The sequence below is a fragment of the Leifsonia aquatica H1aii genome, assembly GCF_000633535.1.
Classification (GTDB): domain Bacteria; phylum Actinomycetota; class Actinomycetes; order Actinomycetales; family Microbacteriaceae; genus Leifsonia; species Leifsonia aquatica_A.
The window spans coordinates 1-14814 of record NZ_AYMR01000005.1 but is presented as its reverse complement, the minus strand read 5'-3'; the positions used below and the strand labels follow the sequence as shown (position 1 = coordinate 14814).

The 14814-nt window shown below is 70.2% G+C and carries 13 protein-coding genes; 4 read left to right on the top strand and 9 right to left on the bottom strand.

The window, feature by feature from the left end:
* Positions 1-2: 2 nt before the first annotated feature.
* Positions 3-2135, top strand: coding sequence for a S9 family peptidase (locus tag U870_RS0103285; protein ID WP_025155990.1), 2133 nt, complete (start codon positions 3-5; stop codon positions 2133-2135).
* Between the two features lie 159 nt (positions 2136-2294).
* On the opposite strand, the gene U870_RS0103280 is transcribed toward U870_RS0103285, so the two are convergent.
* Both U870_RS0103280 and U870_RS0103275 read right to left on the bottom strand, forming a co-directional pair.
* Complete coding sequence (locus tag U870_RS0103280) at positions 2295-2516, bottom strand: hypothetical protein (protein ID WP_025155989.1); 222 nt, start codon at positions 2514-2516, stop codon at positions 2295-2297.
* Positions 2517-2775: 259 nt separating this feature from the next.
* Complete coding sequence (locus U870_RS0103275; protein WP_025155988.1) at positions 2776-3402, bottom strand: TetR/AcrR family transcriptional regulator; 627 nt, start codon at positions 3400-3402, stop codon at positions 2776-2778.
* A gap of 146 nt (positions 3403-3548) precedes the next feature.
* Between U870_RS0103275 and U870_RS0103270 the strand changes: the two genes are divergently transcribed.
* On the top strand, positions 3549-4787 hold the full coding sequence (locus U870_RS0103270) for an MFS transporter (protein ID WP_025155987.1): 1239 nt from the start codon (positions 3549-3551) through the stop codon (positions 4785-4787).
* Between the two features lie 121 nt (positions 4788-4908).
* On the opposite strand, the gene U870_RS0103265 is transcribed toward U870_RS0103270, so the two are convergent.
* Positions 4909-5733 (bottom strand): aldo/keto reductase, encoded by an 825-nt coding sequence (locus U870_RS0103265; RefSeq protein WP_025155986.1) that lies wholly within the window; start codon positions 5731-5733, stop codon positions 4909-4911.
* A gap of 54 nt (positions 5734-5787) precedes the next feature.
* On the opposite strand from U870_RS0103265, the gene U870_RS0103260 reads away from it, so the two are divergent.
* Positions 5788-6330, top strand: coding sequence for a type 1 glutamine amidotransferase domain-containing protein (locus U870_RS0103260; protein ID WP_025155985.1), 543 nt, complete (start codon positions 5788-5790; stop codon positions 6328-6330).
* Between the two features lie 24 nt (positions 6331-6354).
* On the opposite strand, the gene U870_RS0103255 is transcribed toward U870_RS0103260, so the two are convergent.
* A complete protein-coding gene (locus U870_RS0103255) occupies positions 6355-7317 on the bottom strand; it encodes a formylglycine-generating enzyme family protein (RefSeq protein WP_025155984.1) in 963 nt (320 codons plus the stop codon).
* 158 nt (positions 7318-7475) lie between these two features.
* Here U870_RS0103255 and U870_RS0103250 point away from each other — a divergent pair, with 158 nt between their 5' ends.
* Entirely contained in the window at positions 7476-7757 is a 282-nt protein-coding gene (locus tag U870_RS0103250) for a Fe-S cluster assembly protein HesB (protein WP_025155983.1), read from the top strand.
* Between the two features lie 90 nt (positions 7758-7847).
* Here U870_RS0103250 and U870_RS0103245 read toward each other — a convergent pair whose 3' ends face one another.
* From U870_RS0103245 to U870_RS0103225, 5 genes are all read right to left on the bottom strand, one after another.
* Positions 7848-9845: an ABC transporter ATP-binding protein gene (locus U870_RS0103245; RefSeq protein ID WP_025155982.1), complete on the bottom strand. Its 1998-nt coding sequence runs from the start codon at positions 9843-9845 to the stop codon at positions 7848-7850.
* A 1-nt stretch (position 9846) separates the two neighbouring features.
* Positions 9847-11577: an ABC transporter ATP-binding protein gene (locus tag U870_RS0103240; RefSeq protein WP_025155981.1), complete on the bottom strand. Its 1731-nt coding sequence runs from the start codon at positions 11575-11577 to the stop codon at positions 9847-9849.
* A gap of 257 nt (positions 11578-11834) precedes the next feature.
* Positions 11835-12392: a dihydrofolate reductase family protein gene (locus U870_RS0103235; RefSeq protein ID WP_025155980.1), complete on the bottom strand. Its 558-nt coding sequence runs from the start codon at positions 12390-12392 to the stop codon at positions 11835-11837.
* Positions 12393-12515: 123 nt separating this feature from the next.
* A complete protein-coding gene (locus U870_RS0103230) occupies positions 12516-12917 on the bottom strand; it encodes an SRPBCC family protein (protein WP_025155979.1) in 402 nt (133 codons plus the stop codon).
* Positions 12918-13028: 111 nt separating this feature from the next.
* Positions 13029-14738: an MDR family MFS transporter gene (locus U870_RS0103225; protein WP_025155978.1), complete on the bottom strand. Its 1710-nt coding sequence runs from the start codon at positions 14736-14738 to the stop codon at positions 13029-13031.
* Between the last annotated feature and the right edge of the window lie 76 nt (positions 14739-14814).

Here is a 14814-nt window from a genome sequence, read left to right as displayed (position 1 = left end):
ACATGCTCACCCCGCCCACCACCGCGAAGAAGCCGACCGAACGCCTGCAGCACGGAGACGTGTACATCGACGAGTACGAGTGGCTGCGCGACAAGGATGACCCGGCGGTGCTCGCGCACCTGCACGAGGAGAACGCGTACACCAACGCGCGCACCGAGCACCTGTCGCTGCTGCGCGAGCAGATCTTCGAGGAGATCAAGGGCCGCACCCGCGAGACCGACCTCAGCGTTCCGGTGCGCGAGGGCGACTGGTGGTACTACACCCGCACGGTGGAGGGCAAGCAGTACGGCATCCACTGCCGCGCCCCCATCGCCTCCCCCGACGACTGGGAGCCGCCGGCGCTCGACGACGCGGCCCAGGTCGCCGGCCTCCCGGGCGAGCAGATCCTGCTGGACGACAACGTGGAGGCCGAGGGGCACGACTTCTACGCGCTCGGCAGCTTCGACGTGAGCGCGGACGGCACCCGCCTCCTCTACGCCGTCGACACCGAGGGCGATGAGCGCTACACGGTCCGGGTGCGCTCCCTGACAGCGGACGGGGAGTTCGCGGACGAGATCGAGGGCACCGGCACTGGCGCGCTGTTCGACCAGAGCGGCGCGTTCATCTTCTACACCACGGTGGACGACGCCTGGCGCCCCGACACCGTGTGGCGGCACCGGGTCGGCGACGGCGCCGACATCGACGACGTCCAGGTCTTCCACGAGCCCGACGAGCGCTTCTGGATCGGTGTGGGGCTGACCCGCAGCCGGCGCTTCCTCGTCATCGAGGCGGGCTCCAACGTCACGAGCGAAGCCTGGCTCCTGCGGTCGGATGACCCGACCGGGGAGTTCACGGTGGTCTGGCCGCGGACCGAGGGTGTCGAGTACGACCTCGAGCACGCCGTCGTGAACGGCCACGACCGCCTCCTCATCGTGCACAACGAGAACGCCGTCAACTTCGAGCTGGTGAGCGTCTCCGCCGAGGACCCCCAGGGGCCCAGGAAGACGATCCTCGCCCACAACCCCACCGTCCGGATCGAAGGCGTGGACGCGTTCCGCGACTTCGTGGCGCTGGAGTATCGGCGCGAGGGCCTCACCCGTGTGGCCGTCGCGTGCATCCCGGAGGACGGCGGATCGCAGGACGACACCCTCCACGAGCTGCACTTCGACGAGGAGCTCTTCACCGTCGGCGTCGGCGGCAACCCGGAGTGGACCCAGCCCTCGCTCCGGCTCGGGTACGGCAGCTTCGTCACCCCGTCGAGCGTCTACGACTACGACGTGCGCACCCGCGAGCTGACGCTGCGCAAGCAGCAGCCGGTGCTCGGCGAGTTCGACCCTGCGCTGTTCGCGCAGAAGCGGGAGTGGGCGACCGCCGCGGACGGCACGCGCATCCCGATCTCGCTCGTCTACCGCACCGACCTGGTGACCCCGGGCGAGCCGGCTCCGCTGGTGCTCTACGGCTACGGATCGTACGAGGCCAGCATGGACCCGTCGTTCGGCATCCCGCGCCTCAGCCTCCTCGACCGGGGCGTCGTCTTCGCCATCGCGCACGTGCGCGGCGGAGGCGAGATGGGCCGGCTCTGGTACGAGAACGGCAAGAAGCTCCACAAGAAGAACACCTTCACCGACTTCGTCGACAGCGCGCGGCACCTCATCGACGAAGGCTGGACCTCCCCCGACCGCCTCGTCGCCCAGGGCGGCAGCGCGGGCGGCCTGCTCATGGGCGCCATCGCCAACCTCGCACCGAAGTACTTCGCCGGGGTGCTGGCCGAGGTGCCGTTCGTGGACCCGCTGACCAGTATCCTCGATCCGTCGCTCCCGCTCACGGTGATCGAGTGGGACGAGTGGGGAGACCCGCTGCACGACTCCGACGTGTACGCCTACATGAAGTCGTACTCGCCGCTGGAGAACGTGCACGAGACGCACTACCCGCGCATCCTCGCGGTCACCAGCCTGAACGACACCCGGGTGCTCTACGTGGAGCCCGCCAAGTGGGTCGCGAAGCTGCGCGACGTGGCAGGCGCCGACGCCCTGCTCAAGATCGAGATGGCCGCCGGGCACGGCGGCGTCTCCGGCCGGTACTCGGCATGGCGCGAGCGCGCGTTCTCGCTCGCCTGGATGCTCGACGTGATCGGAGCGCACCCGACCGGGGAGTAGCGCGCGGCGACGCCCGGCCGGCGCTGCGGTGCGGTGTCCGCGGTCGTACGGGACGACCGCGGCCGTTCGGGACGACCGCGGCCGTTCGGGACGACCGCGGTGCGGCGCGCGACCGCGGATGTCCCGCAGGACCGCACTCACGAGCGCGGAGCGGGCGCGTCAGGCCGCGGCGGCGACCGTCTCCTCGCGCACGTACTCCAAGCGCGTCGGCGAGCTGAGGACGAGTCGGTAGCGATCGCACCCTCCGGTCGGCAGAGGCGACGGGAGGGTCACCGTCGCAGGTGCCACGCCGTCGACGAGGAACACCTGCAGGAGGCTGACGCCGTTGGGTCGGCGCAGCAGGGCTTCACGGGTCGGGTCGACGGGGATCGGGTGATTCACGTCGAGAAGGATAGGCAGGGTGGGGCCCCGAAGGGGCGGCGGCGGAGCGAAGTGCGGCGGTCGCGACGCAGATGCGCGGGGCCGCGCCTCCCCGATTGCGTACCGACGGCCCCGCACTGCGTGTCCCGACACGCACCGCCTCGGCGTGTCTGTGGTCGTTCGGGACGACCGCGGCGCGGCGCGCAGCAGCGGTCGTCCCGCAGCACCGCGCTCGCGGGGCGGCGGGGCGGCAGGGCGGCACGGCGGGAGGGGGGTGGGGCTACCGCGCGGTGCGCAACCCTCCGATGAGCGCGGATGCGGATTCGATCGCGACGCGACGGCGGCGCGACGCGTCCGCCTCCGGTGCGGCGGCGACCCACCGCGAGGCATCCGCGAGCGCCCCGTTCAGCATGGTCGCGATGGCCACCGGCGACACGTGCTCCGCGACGATGCCGCGCTCCCGGGCCTCATCGACGACCTCCGCCAGCGTCGCTATGCACGCGGCCGCCGTCTCCTCGACCGCGTCCGGGATGACGGCCGGGGCGTCGGTGAACATGATCCGCTGGTACTCGACCGATTGGGTCTTCTCGATGTAGGCGCGACTGCGCTCGTCGAGCGCGACGAGGGGGTCGTCGTGGTCGCTCAAGACCTCCCTGAGCTGCACGCACAGTTCGGCGTCGAGCCGGCGGACGACCGCGTCCAGCAGACCCTGCTTGCCACCGAAATGGTGATAGAGGGCGCCCCTGGTCAGCCCGACGGAGGCCGTCAGGTCGTCCATGGAGGTCGCCGCGTACCCGTGCTCCGCGAAGTGCGCCCGGGCGGCGGAGAGCAGCTGGTCCCGCGTCTCGTCGATCATCTGCGCGCGCGACCGCCGATCGGTCTTCTTCGCGGTGGAGGTCGCAGCCATCGGTTCTCCGTGGTGGTCCGGGTGGGGCTTCAGCCTAACCCACCGGTGCGCCGCAGCTGAATTGACATACGTGGCGTATGCCAATAGCCTCACTCACATACGCGGCGTATGTCTCTGTCGATGCCACACGAAAGAACCCTGCCTCCATGCCGATCCACCGAACCACCCCCGCCCGCGCGCCCGCACCCGCCCCTGCCCCTTCCGTCGCCCCGGCCTTCCGCTGGCCTCCGGTGATCGCCGTGGCGCTGTCGACCTTCACGGTCGTCACCGCCGAGATGATGCCGGTCGGACTGCTCCCCTCGATCGCGGCGGACCTTCAGGTGAACCCCGGTCTGGCCGGCATGTCCCTCACGATCACGGGCGTGATGGCGGCGATCGTGGCACCTCTCACGCCGCTGATCGCTGGCCGCCGGGACCGGCGCACGCTCCTCGCCGGGTTCCTGGCGCTGCTCGTGCTGGCCAACGCCGCCAGCGCCGTCTCCGGCAGCTTCGCCATGTTCGCGATCGCGCGCGTCCTCATCGGCGTCTCGATGGGCGTCGTCTGGGCGTCCGCCGGCGGGCTCGGACCGCGGCTGGCGGATCCTGCCCACCTCGGCAGGGCCATGACGACGATCTTCTCCGGCGTCTCGATCGGGATGGTCCTCGGCCTGCCCGCGGGGACCTTCATCGCCGGACTCGCCGGGTGGCGCGCCGCGTTCTGGGCGATCGCCGCGCTGAGTGCGGCCGTCGCGCTCTTCGCTCTGCTGGCGATGCCGCGGCTCCCCGTCGTGGAGCGCGCGCGTCTCGCCGGCATGTTCCTCCCGTGGCGCGACCGCGGGGTGCGAACCGGCTTCGTCATCACCGCTCTCGTGGTGATGGGGCACTTCATGGCCTACACGTACGTCCGACCGGTCCTCGAGACCAACCCTGCCATCACCCCGGCGCTCATCGTGGCGGCGCTGGCAGCGTTCGGTCTGACCGGCATCATCGGCAACCTCGTCGTCGGCCCCGTCACGGCCCGTCGCCCGCGCATGGCACTCCTCCTCACCCTCGGTGCGATCGCTCTCGGGATCGGCCTCCTCCCCATCGCCGTCGCGGGGATCGCGAGCGTCTTCGTTGTGCTCGCCCTCTGGGGCGCCGGGTACGGCGGCATCAGCGTCGCCACCCAGGCCTGGATCCGCTCCGCCGATCCCGCTCAGGTCGAGCGGAGCTCCGCGATGTGGTCCGGTGTCTTCAACGGCTCGATCGCGGTCGGCGCGTTCGCGGGCGGGCTCGTCTTCGACGCCCTCGGCGGCGCGACGGTGCTGCTCGTCGCCGCCGGCATCGTCGCCGCCGGCTGGATCACGACCCTCGTCGGGCGTCCGGGCGGCCCCGGTCGATCGGAGGCTGCCGCGCCACCGTCGTGAGCGTGGCGCCGGCCACGGTCGGCGGAACCTGCCCGCGGTCGTTCGGGACGACCGCGGCGCGGCGCGCAGCAGCGGTCGTCCCGGGGCACCGCGCTCACCCCGCCGGGCGCGTGCGCACCGGTCAGCCCAGGTCGTCCGGGTCCTTCCCCGTCCGCTCCCCCGTCTCGAGCGCGGCGATCGCAGCGAGGTCGTCCGCGTCCAGGGTGAACCCGAAGACGTCGAGGTTCTCGCGGATGCGGGCGGCGGTCGACGACTTCGGGATGACCACGTTGCCGAGCTGCAGCTGCCACCGGATCACGATCTGCGCCGGTGTGGCGCCGTGCTTCCGCGCGAGCGCGTCCAGGGCGGGGTCGCCGAGCACACGGCCGCGCGCCAGCGGCGACCACGCCTCCGTCACGACGCCGTGTGCAGCGTCGTAGCGACGCACCTCCGCCTGCGGCAGCCACGGGTGCAGCTCCACCTGGTTCACCGCCGGGACGACGTCGGTCTCGGCGGCGAGCCGGTCGAGGTGGTGGGTGTGGAAGTTGGCGACGCCGATCGAGCGGGCCCGGCCCTCCCGGCGGATCCGCTCGAGCGCACGCCAGGTGTCCACGTACTTGTCGTGCTTCGGGGCCGGCCAGTGGATGAGGAACAGGTCGACGGTGTCGAAGCCCAGCCGGTCCAGACTCGCGTCGAAGGAGCGCAGCGTCGAGTCGTAGCCGTTGTCGGTCCACCACACCTTGGTCGTCACGTAGATGTCGCCGCGGTCGAGTCCGGAGCGCCGGATGCCTTCACCGACACCGCGCTCGTTCTCGTAGAAGGCGGCCGTGTCGATGTGGCGGTAGCCCGCGTCGAGCGCGGCGACGACCGCATCCACCGTCTCCGCCTCCGGGATCTTGTACACACCGAAGCCGAGCTGCGGGATGCTGCCGCCGTCGTTGAGAGGGACCTGGGGGATGCTCGTCATGGGTTCATTCTCCCGCTCCCCCGGCGTAGGTGTGGAGGGACGAGAGGAGTCCTCATGACAGTGGACGGACGTGCAATCGCCTTCCTGGTGGGACCGGAGGGCATCGAGCAGGCGGAACTCACCGAGCCGTGGAAGGCGGTGGCCGACGCGGGCGGCGTCCCGCGGCTGATCTCCAAGGCCGCCGGCGAGGTGCAGGCCTTCGAGCATCTGACCCCGGCGGACCGCTTCCCGGTCGATGTGACGCTGGATGCCGCATCGGCCGACGACTTCGCGGCACTGGTGCTGCCCGGCGGCGTCGCGAACGGCGACCAGGTGCGCACCTTCCCCGGAGCGGTGGCGCTGGTGCAAGCGTTCGCGGCCGCCGGCAAGCCGATCGCCGTGATCTGCCACGGCGGCTGGGTGCTGGTGGAAGCGGGTGTCGTCGACGGGCGGCGCATCACGAGCTGGCCGAGCCTGCAGACCGACTACCGCAACGCCGGCGCGACCTGGGTCGACGAGGAGGTCGTCGTCGACGACGGATCGTTCCCCCTGATCTCCTCGCGCAAGCCGGACGACCTGCCCGCGTTCAACCGCGAACTGCTCGCGGCGCTCGCCTAGGGGTCGGCGGTCGGCGCACGGTGGTCAGAGCGCCACCGTGCGGAACCCGGTGTTCGCCATCGACGAGTCCGGCGTGTTCGAGGAGCGCGCGGCATTGCGGTACCGGTTGCAATAGGAGTCGTGGCAGAGGAACGATCCACCCCGCATCACGCGCTGTGCCCCGGCTTCCGGGCCCTGCGGGTCGGCGGTCGGCGACACGGCGTAGTAGCCCGGGTCGTACCAGTCCGCGACCCACTCCCACACATTGCCGACGGTCTGCCACAGACCGTAGGCGTTGGGCTCGAAGGTGTGGACGGGCGCCGTGGTCAGGAAGCCGTCCGCGATCGTATTCCGGTGCGGGAATGCACCTTGCCAGATGTTCGCACGCCAGCCTCCGGGCTCCTCCTCGGCACCGCCGCGGTCGTCGCCCCAGGGGTAGCGGGCGCCCTCGAGGCCACCGCGCGACGCCGCCTCCCATTCCGCCTCCGTCGGGAGGCGACGGCCGGCCCAGGCGCAGTACGCCATGGCGTCGTTCCAGCTGACGTGGACGGCGGGGTGCTCCTTCATCCCGTCGATGCCGGAATGGCGGCCGCCCGGGTGACGCCAGTCCGCTCCGGCGACGCCCAGCCACCACGGCGTCTGCGGGGGCTGGCCCAGGACGTCCTCGTCGTCGGCCGCCAGAGCCAGGTGGAAGACGGCGGAGTAGCCGAAGGTCTCCGCCTCGGTGCGATAGCCGGTGGCGTCGACGAAGCCCGCGAAGGCCGCGTTGGTGACGCTCGTGGTGTCGATCGCGAAGGACGCCAGCGTGACCGGGTGCAGCGGCGTCTCGCCGTCGTGCCAGCGATCGTCTCCGTGAGCGTCGCCCATGGTGAACGTCTGCGCGGGGACCGTGGCCTGCGCGATCGGGTGCCGGCCGCCTCCCCCGGCCACCGCCGGGACCCCGTCGGGTCGCGCACCGAGGAAAAGGTCGGCGCGGGACGGCGCACAGCAGTCGTGGGAGTCCGTCATGCGCTCATTCTGTCGCGGAAACGGCCTGCTGCCGAGCCTTCGTGAGTGTTTCCTGGCAATGCCGTCCCTCGGGGTTGCGGCCCCACCGGGGCCGCGGGAACGTGGCTGGCTCCTGGGGCCATCGAACGGCCTGGAGCCATCGACCGGAAGGAGAGCTCATGCTCACCCTCACTGAGAACGCCAGCACGATCGTCAAGACCCTCACCGACCAGTCCCCCGCGGACGACGCCGGACTGCGCATCAGCAGCAGCAACCCGGAGCACACGGCGTTCGCCGCCGCCGTCTCCGAGACGCCCGACCCCGCCGACCAGATCGTCGACGCCGGAGGCGCCCGTCTCTTCCTGGAGCAGGGAGCCGCGGCCGCGCTCGACGACAAGGTCCTCGACGCCCAGGTCGACGAGCAGGGCTCGGTCAGCTTCGCCATCGGCGCACTGGCCTAGTCACCGGTCGCGCTGCAGCGCGACGCCCAGAGTGCGAAAAGTGCGCCGTCTCACACGGAGACGGCGCACTTTTCGCCGCGTGCGCGACCGCTACGCAGGAATCTCGGCGGAGTCCGGTTCGGGCGCGGGGTCGGCCTCGGCCGCGGCGCCGTGGAACTGCGTCATGTAGAGGTCGTAGTAGGCGCCTCGACGCTCGAGGAGCGTGGCGTGGTCGCCCTGCTCGACGATGCTGCCGTTCTCCATGACCAGGATGGTGTGCGCATCCCGGATGGTCGACAGGCGGTGCGCGATCACGAACGACGTGCGGTCCGTGCGCAGGGCCGCCATCGCGTGCTGCACGAGCAGCTCGGTGCGCGTGTCGACCGACGAGGTGGCCTCGTCGAGGATGAGCAGCGACGGGTTCGCGATGAACGCGCGCGCGATCGTCAGGAGCTGCCGCTCGCCCGCCGAGACGTTGCCGCCGTCGGCCTCGATGACGGTGTCGTACCCGTCGGGCAGCTGGCGTACGAACCGGTCGACCATGGTGGCCTTGGCGGCCTCCACGACCTCCTCGTCCGTCGCGTCGAGGCGCCCGTAGCGGATGTTCTCGCGGATGGTGCCCGAGAACAGCCAGGCGTCCTGCAGCACCATGCCGACCTGGCCGCGCAGCTCGGCGCGCGACAGCTCGGTGGTGTCGATGCCGTCGAGTCGGATGGCGCCGCCGTTCAACTCGTAGAACCGCATGATGAGGTTGACCAGGGTGGTCTTGCCCGCACCCGTCGGCCCCACGATCGCGACGGTCTGCCCCGGCTTCACGGCGAGGCTGAGATCGCGGATCAGCGGCACGGCGGGGTCGTAGGAGAACTCGACGTCCTCCAGCTCCACCCGGCCGTCGGCGCGAGCGGGCAGGTGCCGCGTCTCGTGGTCGGGCGACTGCTCCTCCGCGTCCAGGAATTCGAAGGTGCGCTCGGCCGACGCGACGCCGGACTGCAGCATGTTCGCCATGCCCGCGATCTGGCCGATCGGCTGCGAGAACTCGCGCGAGTACTGGATGAACGCCGTCGCGTCGCCGATCGTCATCTGGCCGGAGACCACGCGCAGCGCGCCCACGACCGCGATCAGCACGTACGACAGGTAGGAGACGAAGTTCATCGCCGGCATGATCATGCCCGACACGAACTGCGCACCGACCATCGAGCGGTAGAGCTTCTGGTTGCGGGAGTCGAACTCCTCCAGCATCACGCCGTCGCGACCGAACGAGCGCACCAGGTCGAGACCCGAGTACGACTCCTCGATGTGACCGTTCAGGTTGCCCGTCGACGCCCACTGCTGCTTGAACAGCTTCTGCGACCGGCTGCCGATCACCCCGGCGATGATGCCGGAGAGCGGGATGGAGATGAGGGCGATCAGGGCGAGCTGCCACGACACGATGAACATCATGATGCCGATGCCGACGACCATCAGGACCGACTGGATCAGCTGCGAGAACGCCTGCTGCAGCGCGGTCTGGATGTTGTCGACGTCGTTCGTCACGCGTGACATCAGGTCGCCGCGCTGGCGGGCGTCGAAGTAGCGCAGCGGGATGCGGTTGAGCTTGTCCTCGATGTCGCGGCGCAGGCCGTAGACCACCCGCATGACGAGCGCGTTCAGGATGTAGCCCTGCCACCATTGCAGCAGGGACGCCGCGATGTACATCGCCAGGACGATCATCAAGAGGCGCCCCAGCTCGACGAAGTCGATGCCGGTCCCCGGGATCAACGTGCCCTTCGAGTCGATCGTGCCGACGGCGCCCTGGAAGATCACGTCGGTCGCGTTGCCCAGGATGCGCGGTGCGATCACGATGAGGACGACCGACACGGTCACCAGGAGGGTGACCCACGTCATCCCGACCCACTCGGTCTTCAGAAGGCCGAGCAGGCGCTTGAACGACGGCCAGAAGTTCTCGGCCTTGCGCGCCGGGGCGTCGCCGAACATGTCGCCGTCGGACGCCGACGGCTCGTACTCGTAGTCGACCTCCTCCAGCGTCGCCTCGACGGCCGACTCGTGCGCCGCACGATCGGCCTCGGTCTGCTTCTTCTTCGGCCGCCCGGCCGCTGTGTCGCGCGCCATCTCAGGCCACCTCCAGACTCAGCTGGGACTCGACGATCTCGCGATAGGTCTCGCTGGTCTCGAGCAGTTCGTCGTGGGTGCCGCGCGCGACGACCTGGCCGTCGTCGAGCACGACGATCGTGTCGGCCTCCCGGATGGTGGACACACGCTGTGCGACGACGATGACCGTCGCGTCGCCCGTGGACTCCGCGAGCGCGGCGCGCAGCCGCGCGTCGGTCGCGACGTCGAGCGCCGAGAACGAGTCGTCGAACAGGAACACCGTGGGTTGCGCGACGAGCGCCCGCGCGATGCAGAGCCGCTGACGCTGGCCGCCGGAGACGTTCGTGCCTCCCTGCGAGATCCGCTCGTCGAGGCCGTGCTCCTTCGCCCGGACGAAGTCCTCGGCCTGCGCCACGCGCAGCGCCTCCCACAGCTGGTCGTCCGTGGCGTCGGGACGCCCGAATCGGAGGTTCGTCGCCACCGTGCCGGAGAACAGGTACGGGCGCTGTGGGACGAGCCCGAGCTGTCCCGCCAACTGCTGCCGGCTGAGCGAGTCGACGGGGACCCCGCCGATGCGCACGTGTCCGCTCTGCGGCGTGAACAGGTTGGCGATCACCGACACGAGCGTCGACTTGCCGGAGCCGGTGGATCCGACGATCGCGGTCACCTGTCCCGGTTCGGCCGTGAACGACACGTCGCTGAGCACGGGCTTCTCGGCGCCGGGGTAGCCGAAGGTGACGCCCTCGACCTCCACCCGGCCGTTCGCCGGGAGCTGCGCGCCGACTCCCCCGCCTTGCTGCGACGGCGTCGCGCTGAGCACCTCGTCGATGCGCTCGGCGCAGACCATCGCGCGCGGGATCATCATGGCCATGAAGACCCCCATCATCACCGCTGTCAGGATCTGCAGCAGGTACTGCAGGAACGCGGTGAGCGCTCCGATCTGGATGTCGCCCGCGTCCACACGGTGCCCGCCGAACCAGAGCACGGCGGCGGTGGCGGCGTTGAGGATCAGCATGATGATCGGGAACATCAGCACGAAGATGTTGCCGACCCGCACGGAGACCCGGGTCAGTGCGAGGTTCGCCTCGTCGTAGCGCACACCCTCGAACTTCTCACGGACGAACGCGCGGATCACGCGGATGCCGACGATCTGCTCGCGGATGACGCCGTTGACGCCGTCGATGCGCTCCTGCATCTCGCGGAACAGCGGCAACAGCAGCCAGACCAGGACGCCGACGACCACGAACAGCACGGCCACCGAGACCCAGATGAGCCAGGAGAGACCGGCATCCACGTTCACCGCGAGCGCGATTCCGGCGATGCACATGATTGGCGTGGAGACCATGAAGTTGAGGGTCAGCAGCACGAGCATCTGCACCTGCTGCACGTCGTTCGTGTTGCGGGTGATGAGCGTCGGCATGCCCCAGCGGGCGAGGTCGAGCGAGGGAAGGGAATCGACCCTGCGGTAGAAGGCGCGGCGGATGTCACGGCCGACCGACATCGACGCCCGGGCGCCGAAGTAGGTGGCGGCGATGGCCGCGACGACCTGCACGAAGCAGACGATGAGCATCATCCCACCGGTGGACCAGATGAAGTCCGTGTCACCGGTGACGATGCCCTTGTCGATGATGTCTTTGTTGAGGGTCGGCAGGTAGAGGGCGGCGAGGGTCGCGATCAGTTGGAGGAGCACGACCGCGAGGGCCGACCGCCAATAGGGTCGACCGAACCGCAGTGCCATTCGGAGAAGAGTCACGAGAATTCCTGAGTGTCGCAGTGCTGGTGAGGTGCCGGGTGGGCCGGGGCGCAAACGCCCCAGTCAAACATGACGCCGTGGGTCCGCGATCATGACGCCGCTGTCTGAGTGCCCTCGAACAACGATTACGGTAGCGCGGGTCGCCGACATCCGTACCCGATGGAGTTGTCGCTTCCGACGCTAGGCGGGCATGCGGTCAGGTCGTGACCGCAATCCGGGTCGGAGGCAGGGAAGAAGGGGCGGGCGGAGGGTGGGGTTCAGGCCGGTGCGTAGTGCAGGTGCAGCACGCCGTTGTCGTAGGCGTCGGAATGCCGCAGGCGCAGCTTCGCGGTGGACGTGCCCTCCGGGAAGAGCCGCTCCCCCGAACCGAGCACGACCGGATAGACGAACAGGTGCAGCGCATCGATCAGACCGTCGGCGAGCAGCGCGCGCACCAGGGTGCCGCTGCCGCTGATGTAGATGCCGCCGGAGACGCTGTCCTTGAACTCCCGCAGCCGGTCCGCGTCGTACGCGCCGAGCGAGCGCGAATTGCGCCAGACGGACTCCGCCGCCGCGTCGTCCAGACCGCCGCTGACCACGACCTTGGGCGAGTCGTTGAAGAACGGCGCTCCGGGGTCGTCCGCTGCCGTGCGCGTCGACCAGGCCGGGGCGAACATCTCGAACGTCCGGCGCCCGAGCAGGATGGCGTCCGAGGCCCGGGTGATGCGGCCGAGGTCGTCTCCCATCGCGGGATCGAAACCGTAGTCGACCGTCCAGCTCGGGTCCTGGAAGACCCCGTCGAGCGAGACGAACTCGTGCACTGCGATGGTCCCCATGGCATCCCCTTCCGGCCGGCGGCCGGGTGGAGGCGGGCCGCTGGGGAACAGCTTAGGACAGGAGGGCGGCTCGTGTCCGGGCGATGGTGGAGCGCGCCCCGGCCGGCTCGACGGTCGCGCGCCTCAGAGCGCGTCGCGCAACCGGTCGAGGCAGTCGTTCCAGCCCTGGACGTGGTCGGCCGCGGCCTCCCCGTCGGCGAAGCCCTCGTGGCGGACCGTGACACGGGTGCCGGCGGAGTCGGCGGTGAGCGCGATCGTGACGCGCGTCTCGAGGTCCTCGCCGTCCCACCGCCAGGTCGTCGCGAGGAGATGCCCGGGGTCGACGGCCGTGACGGTCCCCGTCACGCCGATGCCGACCGGCGCCGACGCGATGCGGAGCGCACCGCCCTCCCGCGCCTCCAACGCGGCCGACGTCTCGAACCGGGCGGGCCAGAACCAGCGCGCGAGGCGGTCCGGGTCCGTGAGCGCCTCCCACACGCGGTCGGGAGGCGCGGCCAGCTGCCGGTCGACCGTGAGCCCGTTCATGGCGGACACGCTAGCCCCCTTCCGCGGTCGATCCAATGGTCACGACGCGCCGTCTGCGCTCACACCACGGCGGCGTGTCTCGCCAAGTGGATACGAGGGGTGGACGGACGGTCAGGCCTCAGGGTCCGTCGGCGGCGCGATGGTCGCGCCCCCGGCACCCGGGGCGCCCGCCCCTGCGGATCCTCCCGATGTCGCGCCTCCCGAACCCGCACCGGCACCGGCGGGCACCCGGCCGCGCTGCTCGGCCTCCAGGCGCTCGGCCTCCTCACCGCTGATCGCCTCCCCGCGGGCGACGAGCCCGGCCTGGTCGGACAGCGGGATCTGCTTGAGGAAGATCGCCAACAGGAGCGCCACCACGATGAACGGGATGAGGTACCAGAACACCGGGGCGAGCGCGTCGGCGTACGCGTTGACGACGCCGGTGTGCACGGCCTCGGGGAGCTTGTTCAGCGCCTCCGGGCTGAGGGTCGCCGTGGCGCCGGCGGCATCGGACGGCGAGGCGCCGGCCTTCGTGAACACGTCCGTCAGGTTCGCGGTCAGGCGGGTGGTGAACAGGGTCCCGAACACGGCGGTGCCGAGCGCGGCGCCGACCTCGCGGAAGTAGTTGTTCGTGGAGGTGGCGGTGCCGATCTGCGCGGCCGGGACCGCGTTCTGCACGACGAGCACGACGACCTGCATGATCAGGCCGAGACCGGCGCCGAAGATGAAGAGGTAGACGCAGATCAGCCAGATCGGGGTGGAGGCGGCCAGGGTCGTCATGCACACCATGGCGATGCCGGTGATGATCGTGCCGAGGATCGGGTACAGCTTGTACCGACCCGTCTTGGTGATCGCCATGCCCGACAGGATCGACGTGCCGATCAGGCCGACCATCATCGGGATCATCAGCAGGCCGGACGCCGCGGCGGAGGTGCCGGACGACATCTGCAGGAACGTCGGCACGAAGCCGATCGCAGCGAACATGCCGATGCCGAGGGCGAGGCCGATCGCGGTCGCGTTGATGAAGATCGGGTTCTTGAACAGGCTCAGCGGGATGATCGGGTCCTTCGCGCGCGCCTCGGCGATCACGAAGGCGACGGCCGCGGCGAGCATCCCGATGCCCCACGCCCAGGTCGCGAACGAGCCCCAGCCGTAGTCCTTGTCGCCGCCGAAGTCGGTGAAGAAGATCAGGCAGGTCGTCGCGATGGAGAGGAACAGGATGCCCAGGATGTCGATCGGGTTCGTGGCCTTCTTGGTCGGCAGGGTCAGCGCGACGATCGCGATGACCAGTGCGGCGATCCCGACCGGGATGTTGATGTAGAACGCCCACTGCCAGGTGAGGTGGTCGACGAAGAAGCCGCCGAGGAGCGGGCCGGCGACGGCGGAGAGACCGAAGATGGCGCCGAGCGGGCCGAGGTACTTGCCGCGCTCGTTGGCCGGCACGATGTCGGCGATGATCGCCTGCGACAGGATCATCAGCCCGCCGCCGCCGAGGCCCTGCAGGGCGCGGAAGACGACGAAGGTCCAGAAGTCCCCGGCGAACGCGCAGCCGATGGACGCCGCGGTGAAGACCGCGATGGCGATGATGAACAGCCACCGCCGCCCCAGCACGTCGCCGAGCTTGCCGTAGACCGGCATGACGATGGTGGTGGCCAGGATGTAGGCGGTGGTGATCCACACCTGGTGCTCGACACCGCCGAGCTCGCCGACGATGGTCGGCATGGCGGTCGAGACGATCGTCTGGTCCAGGCTGCTGAGCAGCATCCCGGCGATCAGTGCGCTGAAGATGATCCAGATGCGCCGCTTGGTCAGCAGCAGCGGCGCAGGCGCGATGGCGGTCATGGGGTCCGTTCGTTCTCGGGTGGTGCGGGGTGGTGTGCGGGTGGCGCCGGGAGGCGGAGTCGCGGGGTGGAGTCGG

Coding starts and splice junctions, on each gene's coding strand:
- U870_RS0103285 (WP_025155990.1), top strand. CDS start 3: ATGCTCACCCCGCCCACCACCGCGAAGAAGCCGACCGAACGCCTGCAG.
- U870_RS0103275 (WP_025155988.1), bottom strand. CDS start 3,402: ATGGCTGCGACCTCCACCGCGAAGAAGACCGATCGGCGGTCGCGCGCG.
- U870_RS0103270 (WP_025155987.1), top strand. CDS start 3,549: ATGCCGATCCACCGAACCACCCCCGCCCGCGCGCCCGCACCCGCCCCT.
- U870_RS0103265 (WP_025155986.1), bottom strand. CDS start 5,733: ATGACGAGCATCCCCCAGGTCCCTCTCAACGACGGCGGCAGCATCCCG.
- U870_RS0103260 (WP_025155985.1), top strand. CDS start 5,788: ATGACAGTGGACGGACGTGCAATCGCCTTCCTGGTGGGACCGGAGGGC.
- U870_RS0103255 (WP_025155984.1), bottom strand. CDS start 7,317: ATGACGGACTCCCACGACTGCTGTGCGCCGTCCCGCGCCGACCTTTTC.
- U870_RS0103250 (WP_025155983.1), top strand. CDS start 7,476: ATGCTCACCCTCACTGAGAACGCCAGCACGATCGTCAAGACCCTCACC.
- U870_RS0103245 (WP_025155982.1), bottom strand. CDS start 9,845: ATGGCGCGCGACACAGCGGCCGGGCGGCCGAAGAAGAAGCAGACCGAG.
- U870_RS0103235 (WP_025155980.1), bottom strand. CDS start 12,392: ATGGGGACCATCGCAGTGCACGAGTTCGTCTCGCTCGACGGGGTCTTC.
- U870_RS0103230 (WP_025155979.1), bottom strand. CDS start 12,917: ATGAACGGGCTCACGGTCGACCGGCAGCTGGCCGCGCCTCCCGACCGC.
- U870_RS0103225 (WP_025155978.1), bottom strand. CDS start 14,738: ATGACCGCCATCGCGCCTGCGCCGCTGCTGCTGACCAAGCGGCGCATC.